The sequence below is a fragment of the Pseudoalteromonas sp. MMG007 genome, from assembly GCF_018100985.1.
Lineage (GTDB): Bacteria > Pseudomonadota > Gammaproteobacteria > Enterobacterales > Alteromonadaceae > Pseudoalteromonas.
Window position 1 is genome coordinate 154,873 of the sequence record NZ_JAGJEI010000002.1, and the last position, 22,467, is coordinate 177,339.

Annotated in this window: 20 protein-coding genes; 5 read left to right on the forward strand and 15 right to left on the reverse strand. The window is 38.9% G+C overall.

Going from position 1 to position 22,467, the window contains the following annotated elements:
• Window positions 1–15: 15 nt before the first annotated feature.
• On the forward strand, window positions 16–1,086 hold the full coding sequence (locus J8L71_RS04545) for a DUF3083 family protein (protein ID WP_210999468.1): 1,071 nt from the start codon (window positions 16–18) through the stop codon (window positions 1,084–1,086).
• Between the two features lie 62 nt (window positions 1,087–1,148).
• Here J8L71_RS04545 and sucD read toward each other — a convergent pair whose 3' ends face one another.
• The 8 genes from sucD to sdhC all read right to left on the reverse strand — a co-directional run bounded on the left by sucD (window position 1,149) and on the right by sdhC (window position 11,008).
• Window positions 1,149–2,021 carry a succinate--CoA ligase subunit alpha gene (gene sucD, locus J8L71_RS04550; RefSeq protein WP_008127375.1) on the reverse strand — a complete coding sequence of 291 codons (873 nt, stop codon included), beginning with the start codon at window positions 2,019–2,021 and terminating at the stop codon, window positions 1,149–1,151.
• Window positions 2,021–3,187, reverse strand: coding sequence for an ADP-forming succinate--CoA ligase subunit beta (gene sucC, locus J8L71_RS04555; RefSeq protein WP_006794719.1), 1,167 nt, complete (start codon window positions 3,185–3,187; stop codon window positions 2,021–2,023). The genes sucD and sucC overlap by 1 nt, the downstream gene beginning before the upstream one ends.
• Before the next feature lie 176 nt (window positions 3,188–3,363).
• Complete coding sequence (gene odhB / locus J8L71_RS04560; RefSeq protein WP_210999469.1) at window positions 3,364–4,878, reverse strand: 2-oxoglutarate dehydrogenase complex dihydrolipoyllysine-residue succinyltransferase; 1,515 nt, start codon at window positions 4,876–4,878, stop codon at window positions 3,364–3,366.
• Between the two features lie 3 nt (window positions 4,879–4,881).
• Entirely contained in the window at window positions 4,882–7,701 is a 2,820-nt protein-coding gene (gene sucA, locus J8L71_RS04565; RefSeq protein ID WP_210999470.1) for a 2-oxoglutarate dehydrogenase E1 component, read from the reverse strand.
• Between the two features lie 91 nt (window positions 7,702–7,792).
• On the reverse strand, window positions 7,793–8,509 hold the full coding sequence (locus tag J8L71_RS04570; RefSeq protein WP_210999471.1) for a succinate dehydrogenase iron-sulfur subunit: 717 nt from the start codon (window positions 8,507–8,509) through the stop codon (window positions 7,793–7,795).
• Between the two features lie 10 nt (window positions 8,510–8,519).
• Window positions 8,520–10,292, reverse strand: a complete 1,773-nt coding sequence (sdhA, locus tag J8L71_RS04575; protein ID WP_210999472.1) for a succinate dehydrogenase flavoprotein subunit — start codon at window positions 10,290–10,292, stop codon at window positions 8,520–8,522.
• On the reverse strand, window positions 10,293–10,640 hold the full coding sequence (gene sdhD, locus J8L71_RS04580) for a succinate dehydrogenase, hydrophobic membrane anchor protein (RefSeq protein WP_210999473.1): 348 nt from the start codon (window positions 10,638–10,640) through the stop codon (window positions 10,293–10,295).
• Entirely contained in the window at window positions 10,631–11,008 is a 378-nt protein-coding gene (gene sdhC, locus J8L71_RS04585) for a succinate dehydrogenase, cytochrome b556 subunit (RefSeq protein ID WP_084554498.1), read from the reverse strand. Before sdhC ends, sdhD begins: the two co-directional genes overlap by 10 nt.
• Window positions 11,009–11,424: 416 nt before the next feature.
• Between sdhC and J8L71_RS04590 the strand changes: the two genes are divergently transcribed.
• The 3 genes from J8L71_RS04590 to J8L71_RS04600 all read left to right on the forward strand — a co-directional run bounded on the left by J8L71_RS04590 (window position 11,425) and on the right by J8L71_RS04600 (window position 14,501).
• Window positions 11,425–12,711, forward strand: coding sequence for a citrate synthase (locus J8L71_RS04590; protein ID WP_210999474.1), 1,287 nt, complete (start codon window positions 11,425–11,427; stop codon window positions 12,709–12,711).
• A 113-nt stretch (window positions 12,712–12,824) separates the two neighbouring features.
• On the forward strand, window positions 12,825–14,051 hold the full coding sequence (locus tag J8L71_RS04595) for a SufS family cysteine desulfurase (protein ID WP_210999475.1): 1,227 nt from the start codon (window positions 12,825–12,827) through the stop codon (window positions 14,049–14,051).
• Window positions 14,052–14,084: 33 nt separating this feature from the next.
• Complete coding sequence (locus tag J8L71_RS04600; protein WP_210999476.1) at window positions 14,085–14,501, forward strand: SufE family protein; 417 nt, start codon at window positions 14,085–14,087, stop codon at window positions 14,499–14,501.
• A 6-nt stretch (window positions 14,502–14,507) separates the two neighbouring features.
• Here J8L71_RS04600 and tcdA read toward each other — a convergent pair whose 3' ends face one another.
• The 7 genes from tcdA to J8L71_RS04635 are packed head-to-tail and all read right to left on the reverse strand — an operon-like array spanning window position 14,508 to window position 21,969.
• Complete coding sequence (tcdA, locus tag J8L71_RS04605; protein WP_210999477.1) at window positions 14,508–15,305, reverse strand: tRNA cyclic N6-threonylcarbamoyladenosine(37) synthase TcdA; 798 nt, start codon at window positions 15,303–15,305, stop codon at window positions 14,508–14,510.
• Entirely contained in the window at window positions 15,306–15,986 is a 681-nt protein-coding gene (locus J8L71_RS04610; protein ID WP_210999478.1) for a TIGR01621 family pseudouridine synthase, read from the reverse strand.
• The gene (gene kdsB, locus J8L71_RS04615) at window positions 15,983–16,744 is read right to left on the reverse strand and encodes a 3-deoxy-manno-octulosonate cytidylyltransferase (RefSeq protein ID WP_210999479.1); all 762 of its coding nucleotides are present in this window, start codon (window positions 16,742–16,744) and stop codon (window positions 15,983–15,985) included. Before kdsB ends, J8L71_RS04610 begins: the two co-directional genes overlap by 4 nt.
• Complete coding sequence (locus tag J8L71_RS04620; protein WP_210999480.1) at window positions 16,732–16,929, reverse strand: Trm112 family protein; 198 nt, start codon at window positions 16,927–16,929, stop codon at window positions 16,732–16,734. Before J8L71_RS04620 ends, kdsB begins: the two co-directional genes overlap by 13 nt.
• The gene (gene lpxK, locus J8L71_RS04625; protein ID WP_210999481.1) at window positions 16,919–17,899 is read right to left on the reverse strand and encodes a tetraacyldisaccharide 4'-kinase; all 981 of its coding nucleotides are present in this window, start codon (window positions 17,897–17,899) and stop codon (window positions 16,919–16,921) included. The genes J8L71_RS04620 and lpxK overlap by 11 nt, the downstream gene beginning before the upstream one ends.
• Window positions 17,896–19,641, reverse strand: coding sequence for a lipid A export permease/ATP-binding protein MsbA (gene msbA / locus J8L71_RS04630; RefSeq protein WP_210999482.1), 1,746 nt, complete (start codon window positions 19,639–19,641; stop codon window positions 17,896–17,898). The genes lpxK and msbA overlap by 4 nt, the downstream gene beginning before the upstream one ends.
• 60 nt (window positions 19,642–19,701) lie before the next feature.
• On the reverse strand, window positions 19,702–21,969 hold the full coding sequence (locus J8L71_RS04635; protein WP_210999483.1) for a DNA internalization-related competence protein ComEC/Rec2: 2,268 nt from the start codon (window positions 21,967–21,969) through the stop codon (window positions 19,702–19,704).
• On the opposite strand from J8L71_RS04635, the gene J8L71_RS04640 reads away from it, so the two are divergent.
• Window positions 21,949–22,455, forward strand: a complete 507-nt coding sequence (locus J8L71_RS04640) for a DUF2062 domain-containing protein (protein ID WP_210999484.1) — start codon at window positions 21,949–21,951, stop codon at window positions 22,453–22,455. The two genes, J8L71_RS04635 and J8L71_RS04640, sit on opposite strands and share 21 nt — an antisense overlap.
• The last annotated feature ends 12 nt before the right edge of the window (window positions 22,456–22,467 follow it).

Here is a 22,467-nt window from a genome sequence, read left to right on the forward strand (position 1 = left end):
TAAAAGGACTCTAAGATGGCTACCTCTACTCAACACCGCGTATATATCCCTACAAATGCTCGTGCAAACCATTACTTACTGGCAGAGTTAATACCTAACGAAGATTTTTATAAAAACTTTAGCAATTGTGATTGCTGTTATGAGCGCATAGCGCGCCAGCTTTTTGCTTGTTGTGATGAATATGAATTACACAATGTGCATTTATTAGCTAACGATAAACTTCCCGTTGTACGCTTTCATGATGAGTCTTATCAATTAGAAACACAAAAGCAAATGCTGTTTTTTTATAACCCTCGCTATCACGAAGCGCATAAGGTCTATTACGCTAAAGGCGAGAAAAGTAAAAAAATACGATTATTATTTTTAGCAACCGGCGATGATTTAAGAGCAAACTCGGCACATTTTCATAATAAGGTGCTTAAAGTGCTAAATTATTTGCAAGAGCAGTTATTTCTAAACCAACCTCAATTTAAATTACGCGATCATCAACATTTAACATACGACTTATTTGCTAAAGAAAAAGGTAATAAAGAAAGTTATGGATACAAATTAAGAAGTCTCTACCCTCGCTACCAGTCTAGGCAATGTAATATTCCAGATACTCACGCTGAAATGACCTACGTAACGTTCTCTATTCCCGTTTCACGCGCTATTAAAACCCAGTTTCAAACGTTAATAAATAATAATGACTATGCTAAATTTTATGATTATTTTGAAGATTCATTTAAGAAAGCGTGTATTACAAATAGATTGAGTCACGGCGCTATGGTTGCCAATGGGGCACTACCTATCATTCGTAATAGCAAAATAGATAAAAATGAGAACAACTGTGAAATACAAAAATTAAGCTTTAATACACAAGACAATCAATTGGATTTAAAAAGCTTTTACCAAAGTGATAAGTTAGTAGAAACATTACATTTTGTAATTGTTGCAACAGATAAAGATAGGCATGAGATAGGCTATGGGCGTTTTATGAATCAAGTAGAAAAAACAATACATACAATGTCCTCTGAGCTATCTATAAATAAAGAGCGACAAGATTTATCTGTGCGGTTTTTTCAGCATATTAGTTACCCTTACTAATTTTTAGTCAATAACAAAAAGGCTCGCAAATGCGAGCCTTTTTAAAGATTAAACCAAGCTGATTACCAGCCTGTTTTTTCTTTAAGTGCTTTACCGATATCAGCAAGTGAACGTACAGTTTGTACGCCAGCAGCTTCTAGTGCAGCAAATTTCTCATCAGCAGTACCTTTACCGCCTGCGATGATTGCGCCAGCGTGACCCATGCGCTTACCTTCTGGAGCAGTAACACCAGCAATGTAAGATACAACAGGTTTAGTTACGTTAGCTTTGATGTACTCTGCAGCTTCTTCTTCTGCAGTACCACCAATTTCGCCAATCATTACGATTGCTTCAGTTTGTGGATCTTTTTCGAACATTTCTAGAACGTCGATAAAGTTAGTACCTGGGATTGGATCACCACCAATACCAACACACGTAGACTGACCAAAACCAGCATCTGTAGTTTGCTTAACCGCTTCGTACGTTAAAGTACCAGAACGAGAAACAATACCTACTTTACCAGGCTTGTGGATGTGACCAGGCATGATACCAATCTTAGTCTCACCAGGAGTGATAACACCTGGACAGTTAGGACCGATCATACGAGTACCTGTTTGATCTAGTTTAACTTTAACGTCAACCATATCAAGTGTAGGGATACCTTCAGTGATACAAACAATAAGCTCGATGCCAGCATCGATTGCTTCTAAGATTGCATCTTTACAGAAAGGTGCTGGTACGTAGATAACTGAAGCAGTTGCGCCAGTTTCTTGTACTGCATCACGTACTGTGTTGAATACAGGAAGACCAAGGTGCGTTTGACCGCCTTTACCTGGGCTAACACCGCCAACCATTTGTGTACCGTACTCAAGCGCTTGCTCTGAGTGGAAAGTACCTTGGCCACCAGTGAAACCCTGACAGATAACTTTTGTATCTTTATTGATTAATACAGACATTATTTGCCCTCCGCAGCAGCAACAACTTTTTCAGCAGCGTCTGTTAATGATTCAGCAGCGATGATGTCTAAGTCAGAGCTCTTAAGAACTTCACGACCTAATTCAGCATTAGTACCTTCTAAACGTACAACTACAGGTACATTTACGCCTACTTCTTTAACTGCGCCAATGATACCTTCAGCGATCATGTCACAACGTACGATACCGCCAAAGATGTTAACTAAAACAGCTTTAACATTGTCATCAGAAAGAATGATTTTGAATGCTTCAGAAACACGTTCTTTAGTCGCGCCGCCACCAACATCTAGGAAGTTAGCTGGCTTGCCGCCGTGTAGGTTTACGATGTCCATAGTACCCATCGCTAGGCCTGCACCGTTAACCATACAACCTACGTTACCATCTAAAGCTACGTAGTTAAGCTCAAAGCTTGCTGCATGTGCTTCACGAGCATCTTCTTGAGATGGATCGTGGAACTCACGGATTTTTGGTTGACGGTAAAGTGCATTACCATCGATACCGATTTTGCCGTCAAGACAGTGAAGGTTACCTTCGTCTGTAATTACTAACGGGTTGATTTCAAGAAGTGCGAAATCAAAATCGTTAAACATTTTACCAAGACCCATGAAGATCTTAACGAACTGTTTCATTTGTGTTGGATTAAGACCCAATTTGAAACCAAGTTCACGTGCTTGGTAAGCTTGAGGACCTACTAATGGATCGATCTCAGCTTTGTGGATAAGTTCTGGTGTTTCTTCAGCAACAGTCTCAATTTCAACACCGCCTTCAGTAGACGCCATGAAAACAACTTTGCGAGAAGCACGGTCAACTACTGCACCTAGGTACAGTTCGTTTGCGATATCTGTACAGCTTTCAACTAAAATTTTAGCTACTGGCTGACCATTTTCGTCTGTTTGGTAAGTAACTAGGTTTTTACCTAACCAGTTAGCTGCAAACGCTTTAACTTCGTCGATAGTTTTAACTAGCTTTACACCGCCAGCTTTACCACGTCCACCTGCGTGAACCTGGGTTTTAACAACCCACATATCTCCGCCGATTTTTTCAGCAGCTGCAGCAGCTTCTTCAGGTGTATCGCAAGCGAAACCTTGAGAAACTGGTAAACCATATTCGGCAAAAAGTTGTTTTGCCTGATACTCATGCAAATTCATGATGCTTTATCCAATTTTTTATACTAAAAGAGCTGAATATTTATTCAATAAACAACTATCCCAAATTGCGCACCTAGTATAGATCCCAAGGCTTAACATGAAAACCCCAGTAAGACCAAAGGCGCAAAAAAAAAGCTGTGAATTGTGGTTCACAGCTTACATTTCATACTACTTGATTAAACATCCAGTAATAAGCGAGTTGGATCTTCAAGTAACTCTTTAATAGTTACTAAGAAACCAACAGATTCTTTACCATCTATTTGGCGATGATCGTAAGAAAGTGCCAAATACATCATAGGAAGAATTTCAACTTTACCATTTACTGCCATTGGACGGTCTTGGATTTTGTGCATTCCCAAAATTGAAGACTGTGGCAAGTTAATGATAGGCGTAGATAGTAACGAACCAAATACACCACCGTTTGTAATTGTGAAGTTACCACCCGTCATATCGTCAAGCGTTAGCTTACCGTCACGACCTTTAAGTGCTAGTTCACGAATACCTTTTTCAATTTCAGCAACTGATAGCTTATCGCAATCTTTAAGAACTGGTGTTACTAAACCACGAGGCGTAGAAACAGCAATGCTGATGTCAAAATAATTGTGGTATACGATATCGTCGCCATCGATTGACGCATTTACATCAGGGAAACGTTTAAGTGCTTCAGTGACTGCTTTCACGTAGAAAGACATGAAACCTAAGCGAATACCGTGACGCTTTTCGAATACTTCTTGGTACTGCTTACGAAGATCCATAATTGGCTTCATATTAACTTCATTAAACGTAGTTAACATTGCAGTAGAATTTTTAGCTTCAAGAAGGCGGTTAGCAATCGTTTTACGTAGGCGTGTCATAGGAACACGTTTTTGAGTACGATCACCCATTGGCGCAGCCGGAGCCGCAGCTTCAGTTTTCTTAGCTGATGGCGCAGGTGCTTTTAAGAAGGTATCAACATCTTCTTTAGTTACACGACCATTTTTGCCAGTACCTTTGATTTTTGAAGCATCTAGACCTTTTTCAGCAATTAAGCGACGAACTGATGGCGTTAACACATCAGAGCTGCCACTTGAATCAGCCGCAGGAGCCGCTTCTTCTTTAGCAGCAGGAGCAGCTGGTGCGCCGCCCGCTTTCACTGAGCCAATTACTTGCTCACCAAGAACAGTATCGCCTTCAGCGTTGATTATCTCGCCCATAATGCCGTCTTCTTGAGCTACTACTTCAAGAACAACTTTATCAGTTTCAATATCTACTAAGTTTTGGTCGCGTGTAACTGCGTCACCTGGTTGTACATGCCATGTAGCAACTGTTGCGTCTGCAACTGATTCTGGAAGTACAGGTACTTTAATATCCACTTCTTTACCTTCTGATGCTGGTGCTGATTGCGCCGCTGGCGCGTCTTCTGATTTAGTTGGTGCAGATTCTTTGTCAGAGTCATCACTTGCTGGTGCTGCATCAGCATCACCAATTAAACCGATAACTTGATCGCCAAGTACCGTTGCACCTTCTTCTTGTGAAATTTCAGTGATCACACCGTCATTTGGTGCAACTACTTCTAAAACCACTTTATCTGTTTCAATGTCTACTAAGTTTTGGTCACGGCTTACTTTGTCGCCCACACTTACATGCCATGTAGCAACGGTAGCATCTGCAACCGACTCAGGAAGAACAGGAACTTTAATTTCTGTGCTCATTGCTTATCCTTTATTTTCTATAGTAAGCGCGTCTGCAACGAGCGCTTGTTGTTCTTTCGTATGTACTGACATGTAACCACACGCTGGTGATGCCGAGGCTTTACGCCCTGCATATTTTAATTTAGCACCTTGTGGGATTGCATCAACAAAGTGATGTTGCGAACAGTACCATGCACCTTGGTTTTGTGGCTCTTCTTGACACCAAACAAAATCAGTTACGTGTTGATAGCGCGCCATAATTGTTTCCATTTCATCATGTGGGAACGGGTATAGCTGTTCAACACGAACAATAGCAACATTGTCTTGCTCTGACTTGCGACGCTCTTGTAATAGCTCGTAGTAAACTTTACCACTACAAAATACAACGCGTTCTACTTTCTCAGGATTAATATCATCAATTTCATCGATCATATTATGGAAAACACCCTGTGATAGTTCTTCAAGCGATGAAGTAGCAAGCGGATGGCGAAGTAACGACTTAGGTGTCATAACAATCAACGGACGACGAAGTGGTCTAACTGATTGACGACGTAACATAGCATAAACTTGCGCTGGTGTAGAAGGAACACATACTTGCATATTGTGATCAGCACAAAGTTGTAAAAAGCGCTCAAGACGCGCAGAACTATGCTCTGGACCTTGGCCTTCGTAGCCATGTGGTAACAAAATTGTAAGACCACATAAACGGCCCCACTTTTGCTCACCTGAACTTAAAAACTGGTCGAATACAACTTGAGCACCATTAGCAAAGTCACCAAACTGCGCTTCCCAAAGTACTAAAGAAGTAGGCTCTGCTGTCGCATAACCGTATTCAAAAGCAACAACAGCTTCTTCAGAAAGAACAGAGTCGTATACTTCAAAAGTACCTTGATCTTCACTTAAATGTTGAAGAGGTGTATACGTTGCGCCATCGGATTGACTGTGAACAACAGCGTGACGGTGGAAGAAAGTACCACGACCTGAATCCTGCCCTGTTAAACGAATATCAGTGCCTTCAGTTGCAATTGTTGCATAAGCAAGTGTTTCTGCCATACCCCAATCAAGTGGTTTTTCACCGTTTGCCATTAATTTCCGATCATCGTAAATCTTTTTAACGCGAGATTGCGCTTTATATTGCTCTGGGTAAGAAGCAATTTTCTCACCAAGTGCTTTAAGCTCTTCTACTGGTACACTAGCGTCATAATCCACATTCCATTCATGGCCTACATATTTAGCCCAATCAGATGAATGCGAAGTTTCTGGCTGAATTTCTTCAACAACACAGTTGCCATCGTCTAGACCGTTACGGTAATCATCAGCTAGTGCTTTAATTTCACTTTCTGTAAATGAACCTTCAGACATAAGCTGATCAGCGTAGATTAAGCGTGGCACTGGGTGTTTTTTGATTTTTTGATACATAAGAGGCTGAGTAGCATTTGGCTCATCAGCTTCGTTATGACCATGGCGACGGTAACAAACTAAATCGATTACAACGTCACGCTTGAACTTGTTTCTAAAATCAAGTGCAATTTGCGTTACAAATGCAACTGCTTCAGGATCATCAGAGTTAACGTGGAAAATAGGAGACTGAACCATTTTAGCAATGTCAGTACAGTAATCAGTAGAACGTACGTCGTCTTGTTTTGATGTTGTAAAACCAACTTGATTATTTACAACAATACGAATACTACCGCCACACGAGAAGGCATTTGTTTGCGACAAGTTAAACGTTTCTTGTACAACACCTTGACCCGTTACTGCAGAATCACCATGAATCGTAATTGGTAATGCTTTAATGCCTGAACTATCGCCTAAACGATCAAGACGCGCACGTACCGACCCCATAACAACAGGGTTAACAATTTCAAGATGAGATGGGTTAAATGCAAGCGCCATATGAACATTGCCACCTTTGGTCGCAAAATCTGACGAGTAACCCATGTGATATTTAACATCACCAGAGCTTAATGTGTCTTTATGTTTACCGGCAAACTCATCAAACAACTCTGATGGATTTTTGCCAAGTACATTTACAAGAACATTTAAGCGACCACGGTGAGCCATACCAATAACAGCTTCTTGCTGTCCGCTTTCACCTGCACGGTGAATAAGCTCTTTAAGCATTGGAACTAACGCATCGCCACCTTCAAGTGAGAAGCGCTTAGCACCCGGGAACTTAGCCCCTAAATATTTTTCAAGACCATCAGCAGCCGTTAATCCTTTAAGGATACGTAGCTTTTCATCTTTTTCGAATTTAGGCCTAGACTGAACAGATTCTAAACGTTGTTGTAACCAACGTTTTTCCTCTGTTGATGTGATGTGCATATACTCAGCACCAATCGAACCACAGTAAGTAGTTTTAAGTGCTTGGTATAATTCACCTAAAGGCATAGTATCGCGGCCTACGGCAAACGATCCTACGTTAAACTCGCGGTCAAAATCACTTGAAGATAAGTCGTGGTACTCTAGCTCTAAATCTCGAACACGCTCTCGCTGCCAAATACCTAATGGATCTAGGTTTGCATTTTGGTGTCCACGAAAACGGAAAGCATTAATAAGTTGAAGTACTTTAACCTGTTTAAGGTCAGAGCCACTTCCCTCTGCTACCACCACTTCTCTATGCTTGTTTTTAGCAAGCTGTGCAAATTGTGAGCGAACTTCTGAATGTTTTACTTCAACATCCACACCATCTACTTTAGGTAATTGTTCGAACACTTCTCGCCATTCTTCTGGCACAGAAGTCGCATCGTCTAAATACGCTTCATAAAGCTCTTCTACATAAGCAACGTTACCGCCGTTTAAATGTGAAGATTCTAGCCATGCCTTCATCACACCTTCGTGCATTTATAAGCCCTTTTCTTTAGCGCAGAAATTAATAGTTATCATAACAAGATGGCTAATAAAAATTATTAGCCATCTTACGTTTACTAAGTAATCAAACCGCTCGGTTTAATAACATAGATTTGATTTGCCCAATTGCTTTGGTCGGGTTAAGACCTTTAGGACAAACGCTAACACAGTTCATGATACTGTGGCAACGGAACACACTGAAAGCATCGTCTAAATCCGCTAAACGTTCTTCAGTTGCCGTGTCTCGGCTATCAGCCAAGAAGCGGTAAGCATGAAGAAGGCCTGCTGGACCAATGAACTTGTCTGGATTCCACCAGAACGAAGGACACGATGTTGAACAACATGCACATAATATACACTCATAAAGCCCATCTAATTTATCACGCTCTTCAATTGATTGAAGACGTTCGCCTGCAGCAGGCTCGTCATTAATTAGGTATGGTTTAACTTTTTCGTATTGAGTGTAGAACTGACTCATGTCAATAACAAGGTCACGAACCACTGGTAAGCCTGGTAGTGGACGCACTACTATTTTACCTTTACCGCCTTTTTGCAGTGTAGATAAAGGAGTAATACATGCCAAACCATTTTTACCATTCATGTTAACACCGTCAGATCCACACACACCTTCACGGCATGAACGACGGAAAGATAATGTTGGATCTTGCTCTTTTAAAAGTAAAAGTGCATCCAAGACCATCATGTCGTGACCTTCTTCTGTTTGCAAGGTGTATTCTTGCATACGAGGAGCGTTATCAACATCTGGATTATAACGATAAACTGAAAACTGTACTTGTGCCATCGTCTATCTCCTAGTAAACACGTGCTTTAGGTGGGAAAGCTTCACGCGTTTTAGGCGCATAGTTCACATCACGTTTACTCATCTCATCCGTTACCGGATTAAATACTGAGTGACATAACCAGTTTTCGTCATCACGATCTGGGAAGTCAAAACGAGAATGTGCACCACGGCTTTCAGTACGGAAGTTTGCAGCTACTGCAGTTGAGTAAGCTGTTTCCATTAAGTTGTCTAGTTCAAGACATTCGATACGTTGCGTGTTGAAGTCTGATGATTTGTCATCAAGACGAGCATGCTTAAGACGTTCACGAATTTCTTTAAGCTCAGTAAGACCCGTAGCCATTGAATCACCTTCACGGAATACCGAGAAGTTAAGCTGCATACATTGCTGTAAGTCTTTTTTGATTTGAACTGGATCTTCACCTTGGCCAGCCGTTGAACTTTCCCAACGGTTAAAGCGTGCAAGCGACTCATCAATATCAGATGCAGTCGGTGCTTTAGTGATTTCAACTTCATTTAGGTATTTACCTAAGAAGTTACCAGCAGCACGACCAAATACAACTAAATCAAGTAATGAGTTACCGCCTAGACGGTTTGCACCGTGAACAGATACACAGGCTATCTCACCTACAGCAAATAAACCTTCAACCACTTTTTCGTTGCCATTAGCATCGATTTGTAGCGCTTGGCCATTTACATTAGTTGGAACACCACCCATCATATAATGACAAGTCGGTATTACTGGAATTGGCTCTTTTGCAGGGTCAACGTGTGCGAATGTTTTAGCTAAGTCACATACACCTGGTAAACGTAGGTTAAGCGTTTCTTCACCTAAGTGATCAAGTTTAAGCTTAATATGAGGACCCCATGGACCATCACAACCACGTCCTTCACGGATTTCAGTCATCATTGAACGTGCAACAACGTCACGAGACGCTAAGTCTTTTGCGTTTGGTGCATAACGTTCCATGAAGCGTTCGCCATCTTTATTTAAAAGATAGCCACCTTCACCACGACAACCTTCAGTTACAAGTGTACCAGCACCTGCAATACCCGTTGGGTGGAATTGCCACATTTCCATGTCTTGCATAGAAATACCAGCACGTGTTGCCATACCAACACCATCACCAGTGTTGATGTGAGCATTAGTCGTTGATGCAAATATTCGACCTGCACCACCTGTTGCTAACACTACTGCTTTAGATTTGAAGAAAGTGATTTCACCCGTTTCAATCTCAATTGCAGTACAACCTACAACATCACCGTTATCGTTTTTAACTAAATCAAGTGCATACCACTCAGAGAACACATTTGTTTTGTTTTTAACGTTTTGTTGATAAAGAAGATGTAATAATGCGTGACCAGTACGGTCAGCTGCAGCAGCAGTACGAGCAGCTTGCTCACCACCAAAGTTTTTCGATTGACCACCGAAAGGACGCTGGTAAACACGGCCATTTTCAAAACGAGAAAATGGTAAACCCATGTTCTCTAATTCTGTAATAGCTTCTGGGCCTGTTTGACACATGTATTCAATAGCGTCTTGGTCACCGATAAAATCGGAACCTTTAACGGTATCGTACATATGCCATTCCCAGTTGTCTTCGTGTGAATTACCAAGCGCAACTGTAATACCGCCTTGAGCAGATACAGTATGTGAACGCGTTGGAAATACTTTTGAGATTAATGCACACGTTTTGCCAGATTCTGTAATTGCTAAAGCAGCGCGCATACCTGCACCACCTGCACCAATTACTACGGCGTCAAATTCACGAACAGAATATTTCACTTAAACACCCCATAAAACGATTAGACCAATAGCTACGTAAGCTAATGCCATAAGGTTTAAAACAAACCCTAATACAGCACGAAGCTTTGCGCACTTAACATAGTCTGTAAGAACTTGCCAAAGGCCAATGTGGGTATGAACCATCATGCATATAAGGGTAATTAGAGTAAACCCTTTCATTGCTAGGTTAGAGAATAGGCCTGTCCAGGCTTCGAAAGTGACTTCTGGCGTCGCTAAAAAATAGCCAATAATAAAAATTGCATACGCAGTGATTATTAATGCCGTGGTACGTAAAGATACGTAATCTTGTACACCATCACGTTTAAGAGTTGCTTGATTTAAGACCATATCCACACCCCTGCCAATACGGCAAATACAACGCCAAGTGCCATTGCAATTTTAGCGCTAAGGTTACCTGATTCAAGTTCTTCCCAATGTCCCATATCCATAATGATGTGACGGATACCACCGATTAAGTGATAACCCAATACAGAAAGGGTGCCCCAAGCTATGAATTTGGCAATGAATCCGCTAAACAGACCCTTGACGAATTCAAAACCTTCAGCTGAAGAAAGAGACTCAGACCAAGCCCAAATGACAAACGTTAAAGCAAAAAATAATGCAACACCGGTGACGCGGTGAAAAATTGAAGCTTTAGCCGTTGCCGGCATAGATATAGTTGTTAGATCTAGATTTACAGGTCTTTGCTTTTTCACAGTTACTTGCCCATCTTTGCTCACAGTGGAGCTCATCTACTTGTTTTTCTAAAAACCCACCAAATATTACTGGTGGAACTATCAAAATAAACGCATCAAAACAGTTAAAGTTCACATAACTGTAAAAATTATCTGTAAAAATTTGTTTACCCAAAGTCAATACGGTTTAAAACCACCGTTAGTATATATACCCACAGGGCTTTTTACAATTCTTGTTTATTTATAGATGTTTGCGAATTAGCCAATAGTATTATATTTAATTCATACCGAATATTTATTATACATATATGCATAATGTTTATAAAAATTGACTTTAACCCCCTCTTTCACGTTAAAATGCGAAGATGTGCTTAAAACAGATTTCAGAACTTTAAAATCTAAAAATCAGAATAGATATCTTAATAGGAGATACATAGATGGCAGATAAAAAAGCCACAGTCCATATTGATGGGCTAGATCCAATCGAACTTCCAATTTATCAAGGCACTGCTGGCCAAGATGTAATCGACGTACGTACACTCGGTTCTCATGGTCACTTTACTTATGACCCAGGTTTCATGTCGACTGGTTCTTGTGAATCTGCAATCACCTACATTGACGGTGGTAAAGGTGTACTTCTTCACCGCGGTTACCCAATTGAGCAATTAGCTGACGACTCAAACTACATTGAGCTTTGCTACTTACTATTAAACGGTGAGTTACCAACTAAAGAACAATATGACGCTTTTGCTAAGCAAATCACTCGCAGCACAATGCTAGACGAGAAAATTGCTAATTTCTTCCAAGGCTTCCGCTTTGATGCTCACCCTATGGCAATGCTATGTGGTGTTGTTGGTGCACTCTCTTCTTTTTATCATGAAGATCTTGATATTACTGACGCTGAGCAACGCAAAACGAGCGCAATTAAGTTAGTAGCTAAGCTACCTACTATTGCTGCAATGGCTTATAAAACAAATATCGGCCAGCCATTTGTATACCCGCGCAACGATTTAAGCTACGCAGAAAATTTCCTACACATGATGTTCTCTGTACCTGCTGAAGAATACAAAGTTAACCCTGTAACTGCTAAAGCGATGGATAAAATCTTTATGCTTCATGCAGACCATGAACAAAATGCATCTACGTCTACAGTACGTCTTGCTGGTTCATCAGGTGCTAACCCATATGCTTGTATTGCTGCAGGTATTGCTTCACTTTGGGGCCCTGCACACGGCGGCGCTAACGAAGCATGTTTAAACATGTTAGAAGAAATTGGTTCTGTTGATCGTATTGATGAATACGTAGCTAAAGCTAAAGACAAAGCTGACCCGTTCCGCCTTATGGGCTTTGGTCATCGTGTTTACAAAAACTTCGATCCACGCGCTACAGTAATGCGCCAAACGTGTCATGAAGTTTTAGCTGAGTTAAACATTCAAGATCCACTTTTAGATATTGCTATGAAACTTGAGCAAATCGCACTTGAAGACCCGTACTTTGTAGAGAAAAAACTATACCCTAATGTAGATTTCTACTCAGGTATCATCTTAAAAGCGATAGGTATTCCAACAAGTATGTTCACTGTAATCTTTGCAATGGCACGTACTGTTGGTTGGATCACTCACTGGGATGAGATGTTGTCTCAACCTGGTCATAAGATCAGCCGCCCTCGCCAAATGTACACGGGTTACACTCAACGTGACTTCGTATCAACTGATAAACGTTAATTAGCGTGAGTTAGTTTAAAAGGCCGCTTTTGCGGCCTTTTTTATTATCGATACTTGAGAATTATTATAAACCTATTACAATTCCTGCCTTAAAATAACCATGTTGAAGAGCTATGCCTGCTTTAGAATTTGATATAAATAAAATTAAAAATGATTTTCCTACATTAAAGCAGTCAATAAATGATAACCCACTTGTTTATTTAGACTCTGCAGCAACTACACAAAAGCCCCAATCAGTCATAGACGCTATTAATGAGTTTTATACTAGCCAGAACGCAAACGTGCATCGCGGGCGTCACACTCTAAGTGAGCACGCCACAACTTTATACGAGCAAGCACGCGATAAAACAGCTGACTATTTTAATGTTTTAAGTAAAGAAATTGTTTGGACTAAAGGCGCAACAGAAGCAATCAATTTGGTTGGTAATGGCCTGCGTAGCCGCTTTAATAAAGATGATACTATTATCATTTCTGCTCTTGAACACCACGCTAACATTGTCCCGTGGCAAGTTTTAAGTCAGCAAACAGGTGCAAAATTAATAGCACTGCCCGTTAATGATGATGGTACGTTAAATATTAAGCAATGCTCTGATTTTATTAAACAAAACAAACCCAGTTTGCTTACGATCACTCAAGCATCTAACGCACTGGGGAATATCACTAATCTAGAACCTCTTATTAAAGCAGCAAAGGAAATAAACTCACTCGTTTTAATAGATGGTGCACAAGGTGCAATGCATCTAAAGCCTGATTTACGTGAGTTAAACTGTGATTTCTATGTGTGTTCAAGCCACAAAATGCTCGGGCCGACAGGTTTAGGTGTCCTTTATGGCCGTTATGAAGCGCTTAATGCTTTAGATGTTTATCAAACTGGTGGGGAAATGATTGATAAAGTCTACCTCACTCATAGTACATATAGGCCTGCCCCTGCAAAATTTGAAACGGGAACCCCTAATATAGCCGGTGTTTTAGGTTTTTCGGCGGCTTTAGATTATTTAGATACGTTACATAGTTCAAATATACAACAATATGAGAATGATTTATTTACATATGCGGTTGAAAAACTGGTAAGCATTGATGGTATTACAATATACAGCAACCTCTCTAACAATATTGGTACGCTAAGTTTCAATTTTAAAGATGAACATCCTTACGATTTGGCAACATTACTTGACGGTTACGGTATTGCAGTGAGGGCTGGACATCACTGTGCGCAACCTCTTATGACCCATTTGGGGCTAAATGGAACATTAAGAGCCAGCTTTTGTTTTTATAACACCCACAAAGACGTTGATATATTCATCAATTCGCTTAAAGAATGTATTGATTTGTTAGATTAAACGTCTCTTCTATAGAATTATTTAGGATAACTCATGACAAATACGTTTAAAAAAGTCACCGAATCAATTGATAAGGCTTCTGCCTGGCAGCAAAAGTACCGTGAAATAATGCTTTTAGGTAAAACATTACCCGTTTTACCTGACGTATTGAAGACTGATGATGCACTAGTCCCAGGTTGTGAGAGCAAAGTTTGGATGTTTGTAGAATTTGATTTAAAAGAAAATACATTAGTCGTTATTGGCGACTCAGATACACGTATTGTCAAAGGTCTATTAGCAATTATTCTAGCGTTATATAACGGGCTTACACCTGAGCAAGTAGTAAATATAGATGCGTATGAAGAATTTGATAAACTAGGCCTTATTAGCCACTTAAGTGCATCACGCGGCAATGGGATAAAAGCCATGGTTGACAAAATTCAAACCATGGCACAGCACAAAATAAGCTAAGTAAAATTAAGCCTGTAAACGCTGTTTTTTGTCTAAGTATTTTCGGATAGCTTTAGCAGCCACAAAAAAGCCAAAACTTCCTGTAATCATAGTTACAGAGCCAAAACCATTGTTACAATCCATATTCATGCTGCCATCCGCATTTTGCTTCGCATGACAGACGCTACCGTCACTACCGGGATAAACCAGCTGCTCTGTAGAATAAACGCAATCAATATTAAACTTACGTTTTGGGTTGCTGCTAAAGTTATATTGTTTGCGTAGGATGTAACGAACTTTAGCTAATAATGGATCTTGTGTCGTTTTTGCTACGTCCCCGAAAGTAATCTGGCTGGGATCCGTTTGCCCACCAGCACCACCTGTAGTAATAATTGGTATTTTATTGCGTTTGCAGTGAGCGATTAAAGCTGCTTTTTCTTTCACAGCGTCTATACAGTCGATCACATAGTCAAACCCCTGAATGTGCTCTTGAATATTATCAAGAGTGATGAAGTCATCAATTACGTTAATTTCGCACTCAGGATTAATCAGTTCGCAGCGCGTTTTCATCGCATCTACTTTAGCTTGACCTACAGTCCCGCTAAGTGCATGAATTTGTCTATTAACATTAGTCGCGCAAATATCATCTAAATCAATAAGTGTAATTTTACCAACACCTGTACGCGCTAAAGCCTCAGCAGTCCAACTACCTACCCCACCTATGCCAATAACGCAAAAGTGTGCTTCCTGTAACCAATGAAATTGTAGGTTACCATATAAACGTTTAATGCCGCCAAAACGGATATCAGTTACTTTTTCACTCATTTACCAATCCAATTGCCATGGCGATTGCCACGCTTTAAAATCTTGATGCTTGTTTAATAATTTGTACTCGTCCCCTTCATTGGGAAATAAAGTAAATTGCATACACTCATTGTTCCACTCAAAACTCAATGCATATGCATGAAGATAAGTACGCTGTGCGCTTGAGCCTGCATAAAGTGTATCTCCCAATATAGGAGCGCTTACGCTTTTTAATGCTACTCTAAGCTGGTGAGTTTTACCTGAATAAGGTTTTAAAATATAAGCCCTATAACCTGCTTTATAGCTCAAAGAATAAAAGCGTGTAATTGCCGGGTTTACTTTAGTGCTAAGAAGTTTAAACATACCACGGCGGGATTTGGCCATATCGCCTTTTATCCAGCCTTGCTTTTTTTTAGGTTTAGCATCACTAATCGCAAGATAATATTTATCAATAGCGTGCTTTGTAAACATAACAGTAAGCTCAGCCGCAGAAACTTTATTACGCGCTAAAATAATTAAGCCGGATGTAACTTTATCAAGGCGATGCACAGCAAATAACTTTTCACTTGTTTGCAGCTCAGCTAAAACGACAAAGCCTGGGCCATCTTCGGAATGAAAATTCAGCCCTGCTGGCTTTTCGAATATATAAAAGTCATTATGTGTAAAAACAATATTTAACGACTTGTGCAAAGATTCATTCACGCATTATTGCTTTTTAAATAGGCTATAACTTTTGCTAAATCCTCAGGCGTATCAACTCCTGCATGTGGGGCAACAAGAGCTTGCTCTATTTTTATATTAAAACCATGATATAACACACGTAACTGCTCAAGTGACTCAAGAACCTCTAAAGGAGAAATGCTAAGCTCAATATATTGCTTAATAAAACCAGCCCTATACGCGTAAATGCCTACATGGCGTTGAAAAGGTGCTAAATTAAGATCATTATTTTTTATCATCATTGCACTTCTATCAAACGGAATGCTCGCTCGTGAAAAGTACAATGCATTTTTATTAATATCACTGACCACTTTAACTGCATTAGGGTTAAACACTTCATCTTGCTCTTCAATAGCAACACTAAGCGTAGCCATAGGCGCAGTTGAGTCATTTAAAAGTGAAGCCACTTGAGATACATTCTCAGGCGCTAATAATGGCTCATCACCTTGTACATTAACTACTATTGTATCGCTATCTAGATTTAATATATCAACAACTTCAGCTAATCGTTCAGTACCCGATTGATGATCTTCACGGGTCATTATAACATCACTGGTAAAACGACTGACTTCATCAAAAACATTTTGATGATCGGTTGCTATAACCACTTTACTCGCACCCGCTAAGCATGCTTTTTCATAAACGTGTTGCACCATAGGCTTACCGCATATGTCAGCAAGTGGCTTACCTGGTAAGCGTGTAGATGCATAGCGAGCAGGTATTATAACTACGAATTCCACTTTTCAATCTCTTCTAAAGATAACTCACGGGCTTCATTCTCAAGTAATACTGGAATGTCGTCTTGAACAGGATAAGCAAGTTTAGCTGCCGTGCTAATTAACTCATTATTATCCCTATCAAAACGTAATTTTCCCTTACATACTGGGCAAGCAATTATTTCAAGTAACTTTGTATCAAAGGCCATTATGTATTCCTTTTTCTTTTAATAATAAATTTAATTTGTCTATAACCGCATCGGTTGGCTTTGCATCAACCGGTAAATAATACCAGTTAGCTTTCGCGAAAGAGCGGCACTTTACCGCATCTTTTTCTGTCATGACGATACTCTGATCACCAAACTGCTCAAAATCTTCAGCACTATACGCATAATGATCTCTAAAGTGATGGGTTGATAAAAGCTGTATTCCCTGCGTTTCAAGCGATTTTTCAAATCGTTGCGGGTTACCAATTGCGCTAACTGCATGAGCCTGGTTTACTTTATCTTTTATCTCATTACCTGAATTAACTAAGCGAAGGGTGTTTGTTTCTAATTGATAGCTATTATTAGCGCTACCACCGTTTTCAATAACAATATCTACGCTATTTAAACGTTTTGCTGTTTCTCGAAGCGGCCCTGCTGGCATCAATAAACCATTGCCAAATCTGCGCTGGCTGTCAACAATGCAGCATTCAATCGCACGGGGCATTTTGTAATGCTGCATTCCATCATCAGAAATGACGACGTCGAGCTTAAAACGCTCTTCAAGTAAAGCTATATTTTGCTCACGACTCGGCCCTACAGATATCGGACATTTCAAACGGTGATATAAAAGTATCGGTTCATCCCCGGCTTGAAGTGTCGTTATATCGTCAGTTACTAGCAATGGGTAACTATTAGATTGCCCGCCATAACCTCTGCTTATAATACCAACCGATAAGCCTTGCTTGGTTAAATACTCATAAAGCCATAAAACAAATGGTGTTTTACCATTTCCGCCCACACTAATATTTCCGACAACTATAATAGGAGTTTTACATTCAAAACTATTTAAAAATTTACAGCGATATAAGAGTTTACGAAATGACGAAATAAGCCAAAACAGAGCACTTAAAGGTAATAACAAAAGTGTAATTAAACCAAATGGTTTAAACCAACTTCGTTCTATTCTACTCACCCCTGTTCACCAAATTGCATTTTACACAAAGCTGAATAAGTGCCGTCATTTGCAAGTAAGCTGTCATGATCGCCACTTTCTATAACACGGCCATTATCAATAACATAAATACGGTCACTATTTTCAATTGTAGAAAGCCTGTGCGCTATTACAATAGACGTTTTATCTTTCATTAATGTATCAAGTGCATGCTGAATTAATTTTTCAGATTCGGTATCAAGCGCAGATGTCGCTTCATCTAAAATTAAAATGGGTGCATCTTTTAAAATAGCGCGAGCAATAGCTATTCGCTGGCGTTGACCACCAGAGAGCATGACACCGTTTTCACCCACCATAGTGTTAAGTTGCTCTGGTAAATCTTTTACAAACTCCCAAACATGGGCTTGTTTAACTACTTGCTCTAATTCTTTATCTGATACATTTCGCTGTATGCCATAACAAATATTATTGGCAATAGTATCGTTAAATAGCACTACTTGCTGTGACACTAAAGCAAACTGTCGGCGCAAGTCGGTTAATTTGTAATCTTGCAGAGCAATACCATCAAGCAAAATTTCACTTGGGAGCTCTAGATCATAGTAGCGTGGTAATAAATTCGAAATTGTTGATTTACCAGAACCTGATCGTCCTACTAAGGCAATACTTTCACCCGCTTTAATTGTCAGTGATAAATCGTTTAAAACGGCTTCATCTTTAGTTGGGTACTTGAAAGTTACATTCTTAACTTCAATTAAGCCTTTAACTTTATCGACTGAAACGGTGCCGGTATCTTTTTCGATGTCTTCATCTAACACTAAAAAAATACTTTGCGCGGCAGAAATACCACGCTGCATATCACTATTCACATTGGCGAGCTGTTTGAGTGGGCGTAATAGCATCATCATTGAAGCAATTAATACCATGAAATCACCAGAGCTTATTGTATCAATCATGGAGGGCATTGATACCACCCACAAAATAACAGCCATGGCACTAGCTGCTAGTATTTGAATAATTGATACACTTAATGCTTTTGTTGCATCCATTTTGATGCGTTGTTGGCGGTTGTGGTTATTAATTTTAGAAAATTTGTTTATTTCTTGATCTTGCCCACCAAAGCCATGAATAACTTTATGGCCGCTAAGCATTTGCTCAGAACTACGGGTAACTTTCCCCATAGCCGATTGAATACTTTTAGATATGTGGCGAAAGCGTTTAGATACTACAGCAACTATTACCGCTACAAGTGGAATAATAACTAAGAATATGAGTGAAAGTTTCCAACTGGTATAAAACATTACACCCAGTAGAAAAACGACAAAAGCCCCTTCACGTACAACAATGAGTAATGCCTTGGTAATAGCTTGTTGAACTTGCTCTGTATCGAAAGTGATTTTTGAAATTAAATCACCCGTTGAATTTTTATCGTGAAAAGACACTGGCAAGTGAAGAATATGCTCAAATAACTCTTGTCGTAAAGAGCGTACAACTTGCGAGCCTACATAACTTAAACAGTAAGAAGACATAAAGTTGAAAATACCACGCCCTAATACTAACGCTATTACAACAAAAGGAGCATATTTTAACACTTCAGTATTACGTTGATTCAAACCTTGGTCTATAAACGGCTTCATTAATTGAATAAATAAAGCATCCATTGCTGAATACCCAATCATTCCTATAATTGCGACGAAAGCGATAGTTTTATATGCGCCAACGTAAGAAATAAGCCGTTTATATATTTGTGTAGTACTTTGATCCATAACACTCTCTAAATACAGTAACAACCTGTATTGTATCCTTCGGTGAGAGAAAACTAAACGTCAATCTTTGATAAACCAGTAACTTTCCTGCTCTCTTGCTGTTTCTATAACCAAATTATCTGAATAAAATTTAACAGTTATTTGCCCTACCTTACCTGTGGTTAATTGTTTAGCCCCTGCTTTTTTATAACGAGACAAAACAGCTGGTTTTGGAAATTCCCACTGCCCTTTATAAGCACTCGAATGAATTACAATTTTAGGGCGAACTGCATCAATAAACTCACTGCTTGATGATGTATCACTCCCATGATGGGGGCTTAACATAACCGTACTTTGTAAGTTATGGTTTGCATCAATTAATAACGCCTCTCGAGATGTAGATATATCGCCAGTAAGCAAAACACTGTAGTCACTACTAAAGACTTTGACGACACACGAATCATCATTTTTATTTTCAAAAGTTTTACTTTTAAAGCTTTGAACAGTAAGAGCATTAAAGTTTATGCTTTTTTCAATACAAACATCGTGTGTACTATTAGGGTGAAACTGTGTAAAAGTATCTTTATAGCCAGCAGCTATGAAATGTTTTAATCCGCCTGCATGATCATTATCTTCATGACTTAAAATAGAGGTCGTCACAATTAAATTTTTAGCTTTTATGTATGGCAATAAAATACTTCTAGTACGACTATAGCGATTAAAATAGCTAGGTCCAAAATCATAAACGAATGCGTGTTTATCCTTTTCAATTAAAACCATTAACCCGTGTCCTACATCAAATACATGTAATTGCCACAAAGGCTCATTTTTTACAAAATAATTAAACGTAATTGCAGCAATGGGTAATAGAGCCAACCACTTAAAGGGCATTAAATATAACAGCAACATAGTAGCGTAAGAAAAAACCAAAAAAGTAATATCTACTTTCCCTGTACTAACCCATCTAATCGCTTGTGGTATTTGTGCAAGTAATTCAAATATATAATGAAGAATATTGTCAAAAGCTAATATGATTACGCTTATATCAATAAAACTACTCAGCAGAGTGAAAACGATTAACAAGGGTAAAATCACAATGGATAACAACGGGATAGCCATTAAGTTTATAACTAAACCCGCAATGCTTACCCCATTAAAAAAATAGAGTGATAAAGGTAATAAGCCAATAAATAACCCTACTTGAATAACAAGCATCGATAAAAGTTTACTTTTTATTCCAGTATTAACGATAGGAAATTTATTTAGTACGATAAAAATAATAGCAACGGCTAAAAAAGAAAAATAAAGTCCTGGATTTAATAAATAAAATGGATTAACGAGTAGTACTATTACTAAAGCGAATAAAATACTTCGCCAACGTAGCGGTTGTATTGCTATAAAATATAATAACAAGCAACATGCCAGCATAATTAGCGCACGTGTTGCAGATACTAAAAAGTTGCTTAAATAAACGTATAAAAATGCCGCCAAAAACCCCGCTATACTGTAATAAATAGATAGATTTTTTGTTTGTTCAAACATTATATTTACTTTTATAAATACAAAGCGCATGAACATATAAGCAAAACCAAAAATCAAACTTATATGTAAGCCTGATATAGCTAATAAATGACTTAATCCAAGCGATTGCATAAATTGCTTATCAGTAAAGTCCATTAAAGATTTGTCGCCACTTAAAAGTGCATAGTAAAGCCAAAGTAGTTTAGTGTTTTTATAAGTATTTTTTAAAAACTGTTGATAACCTATAATTAAACTCTCGTCGTTGTAATGCTTTATTTCTAAACTTTTGTTTAATACCTTCCCTTTAAAAAAGGTTTTATTTATAAAAGCATTTTGTTCGTTATCGAATACATTAAAATTTTTATTACTTCTAAAATACTTTAAATTTAATGAAGCAGAAAACCCATCCCCTTTAGATAAAACATTGTCTGTATTAACACTTAATAAAGCACTTGGCGCTAAAAAGGTTGGGTAGGTACTTGCCTCCAAGGAGAGAATTTTAACTTTTATATATTGTGGTACTTTTGCTGAAATAACCTCCTCAATTATAACATCAGCATTAAGCGCATACTTTTCACTCGATTCAGGTATTTCAAAACTGTAAAAAACATAAAAATTGATAACCACGCTGCAAATTGCGCAAATAAAGCCTAACAATACGTTCAAAAACGGCTTAAAATAAGCACTTACAATTACAATGAAAATTGTGAGTATTGTAAATTCGAGAGTTTGGTAATAAAACACGGTTGCGATACAACCAATTACAAACCCAAGACATATCCACACAGAAGTAAATGGTTGCTTTAAATGGCTAAAAAAACGATCCAAAGATTTTTACCCGATCCAAATAAAATTAGACATCATAAAACTCTAAAAATATTTGGACGCCTTTTGCAAGATGCAAATCTTTGGCATTTGAACAGGCGCTCTGCGCGAGGTGCGTTTGCTGTTGGATTGTTTTTTGCCTTCATCCCTGTTCCTTTTCAAATGGTATTAGCTGCCGCAGGCGCTATTTTATTTAGAGTAAATCTGCCTATATCCGTGGCTCTAGTGTGGCTAACCAACCCTTTAACTATGCCGCCTATTTTTTATGGTTCATATTTAGTGGGCACTTTAATATTAAATCAACCAGAGCAACACTTTGTGTTTGAAGCTAGCTGGGAGTGGTTCATACAAAGTATTGAAACTATTGGTCCCGCATTTCTTTTAGGCTCCTTAGTATGTGCATCTGTTGCTTCAATCATCGCGTATGTAAGTATAGATATAATTTGGCGCCGTTCTGTTAAAAAAGCATGGTTAGCCCGCAGTAATTAGATAGCATTTATT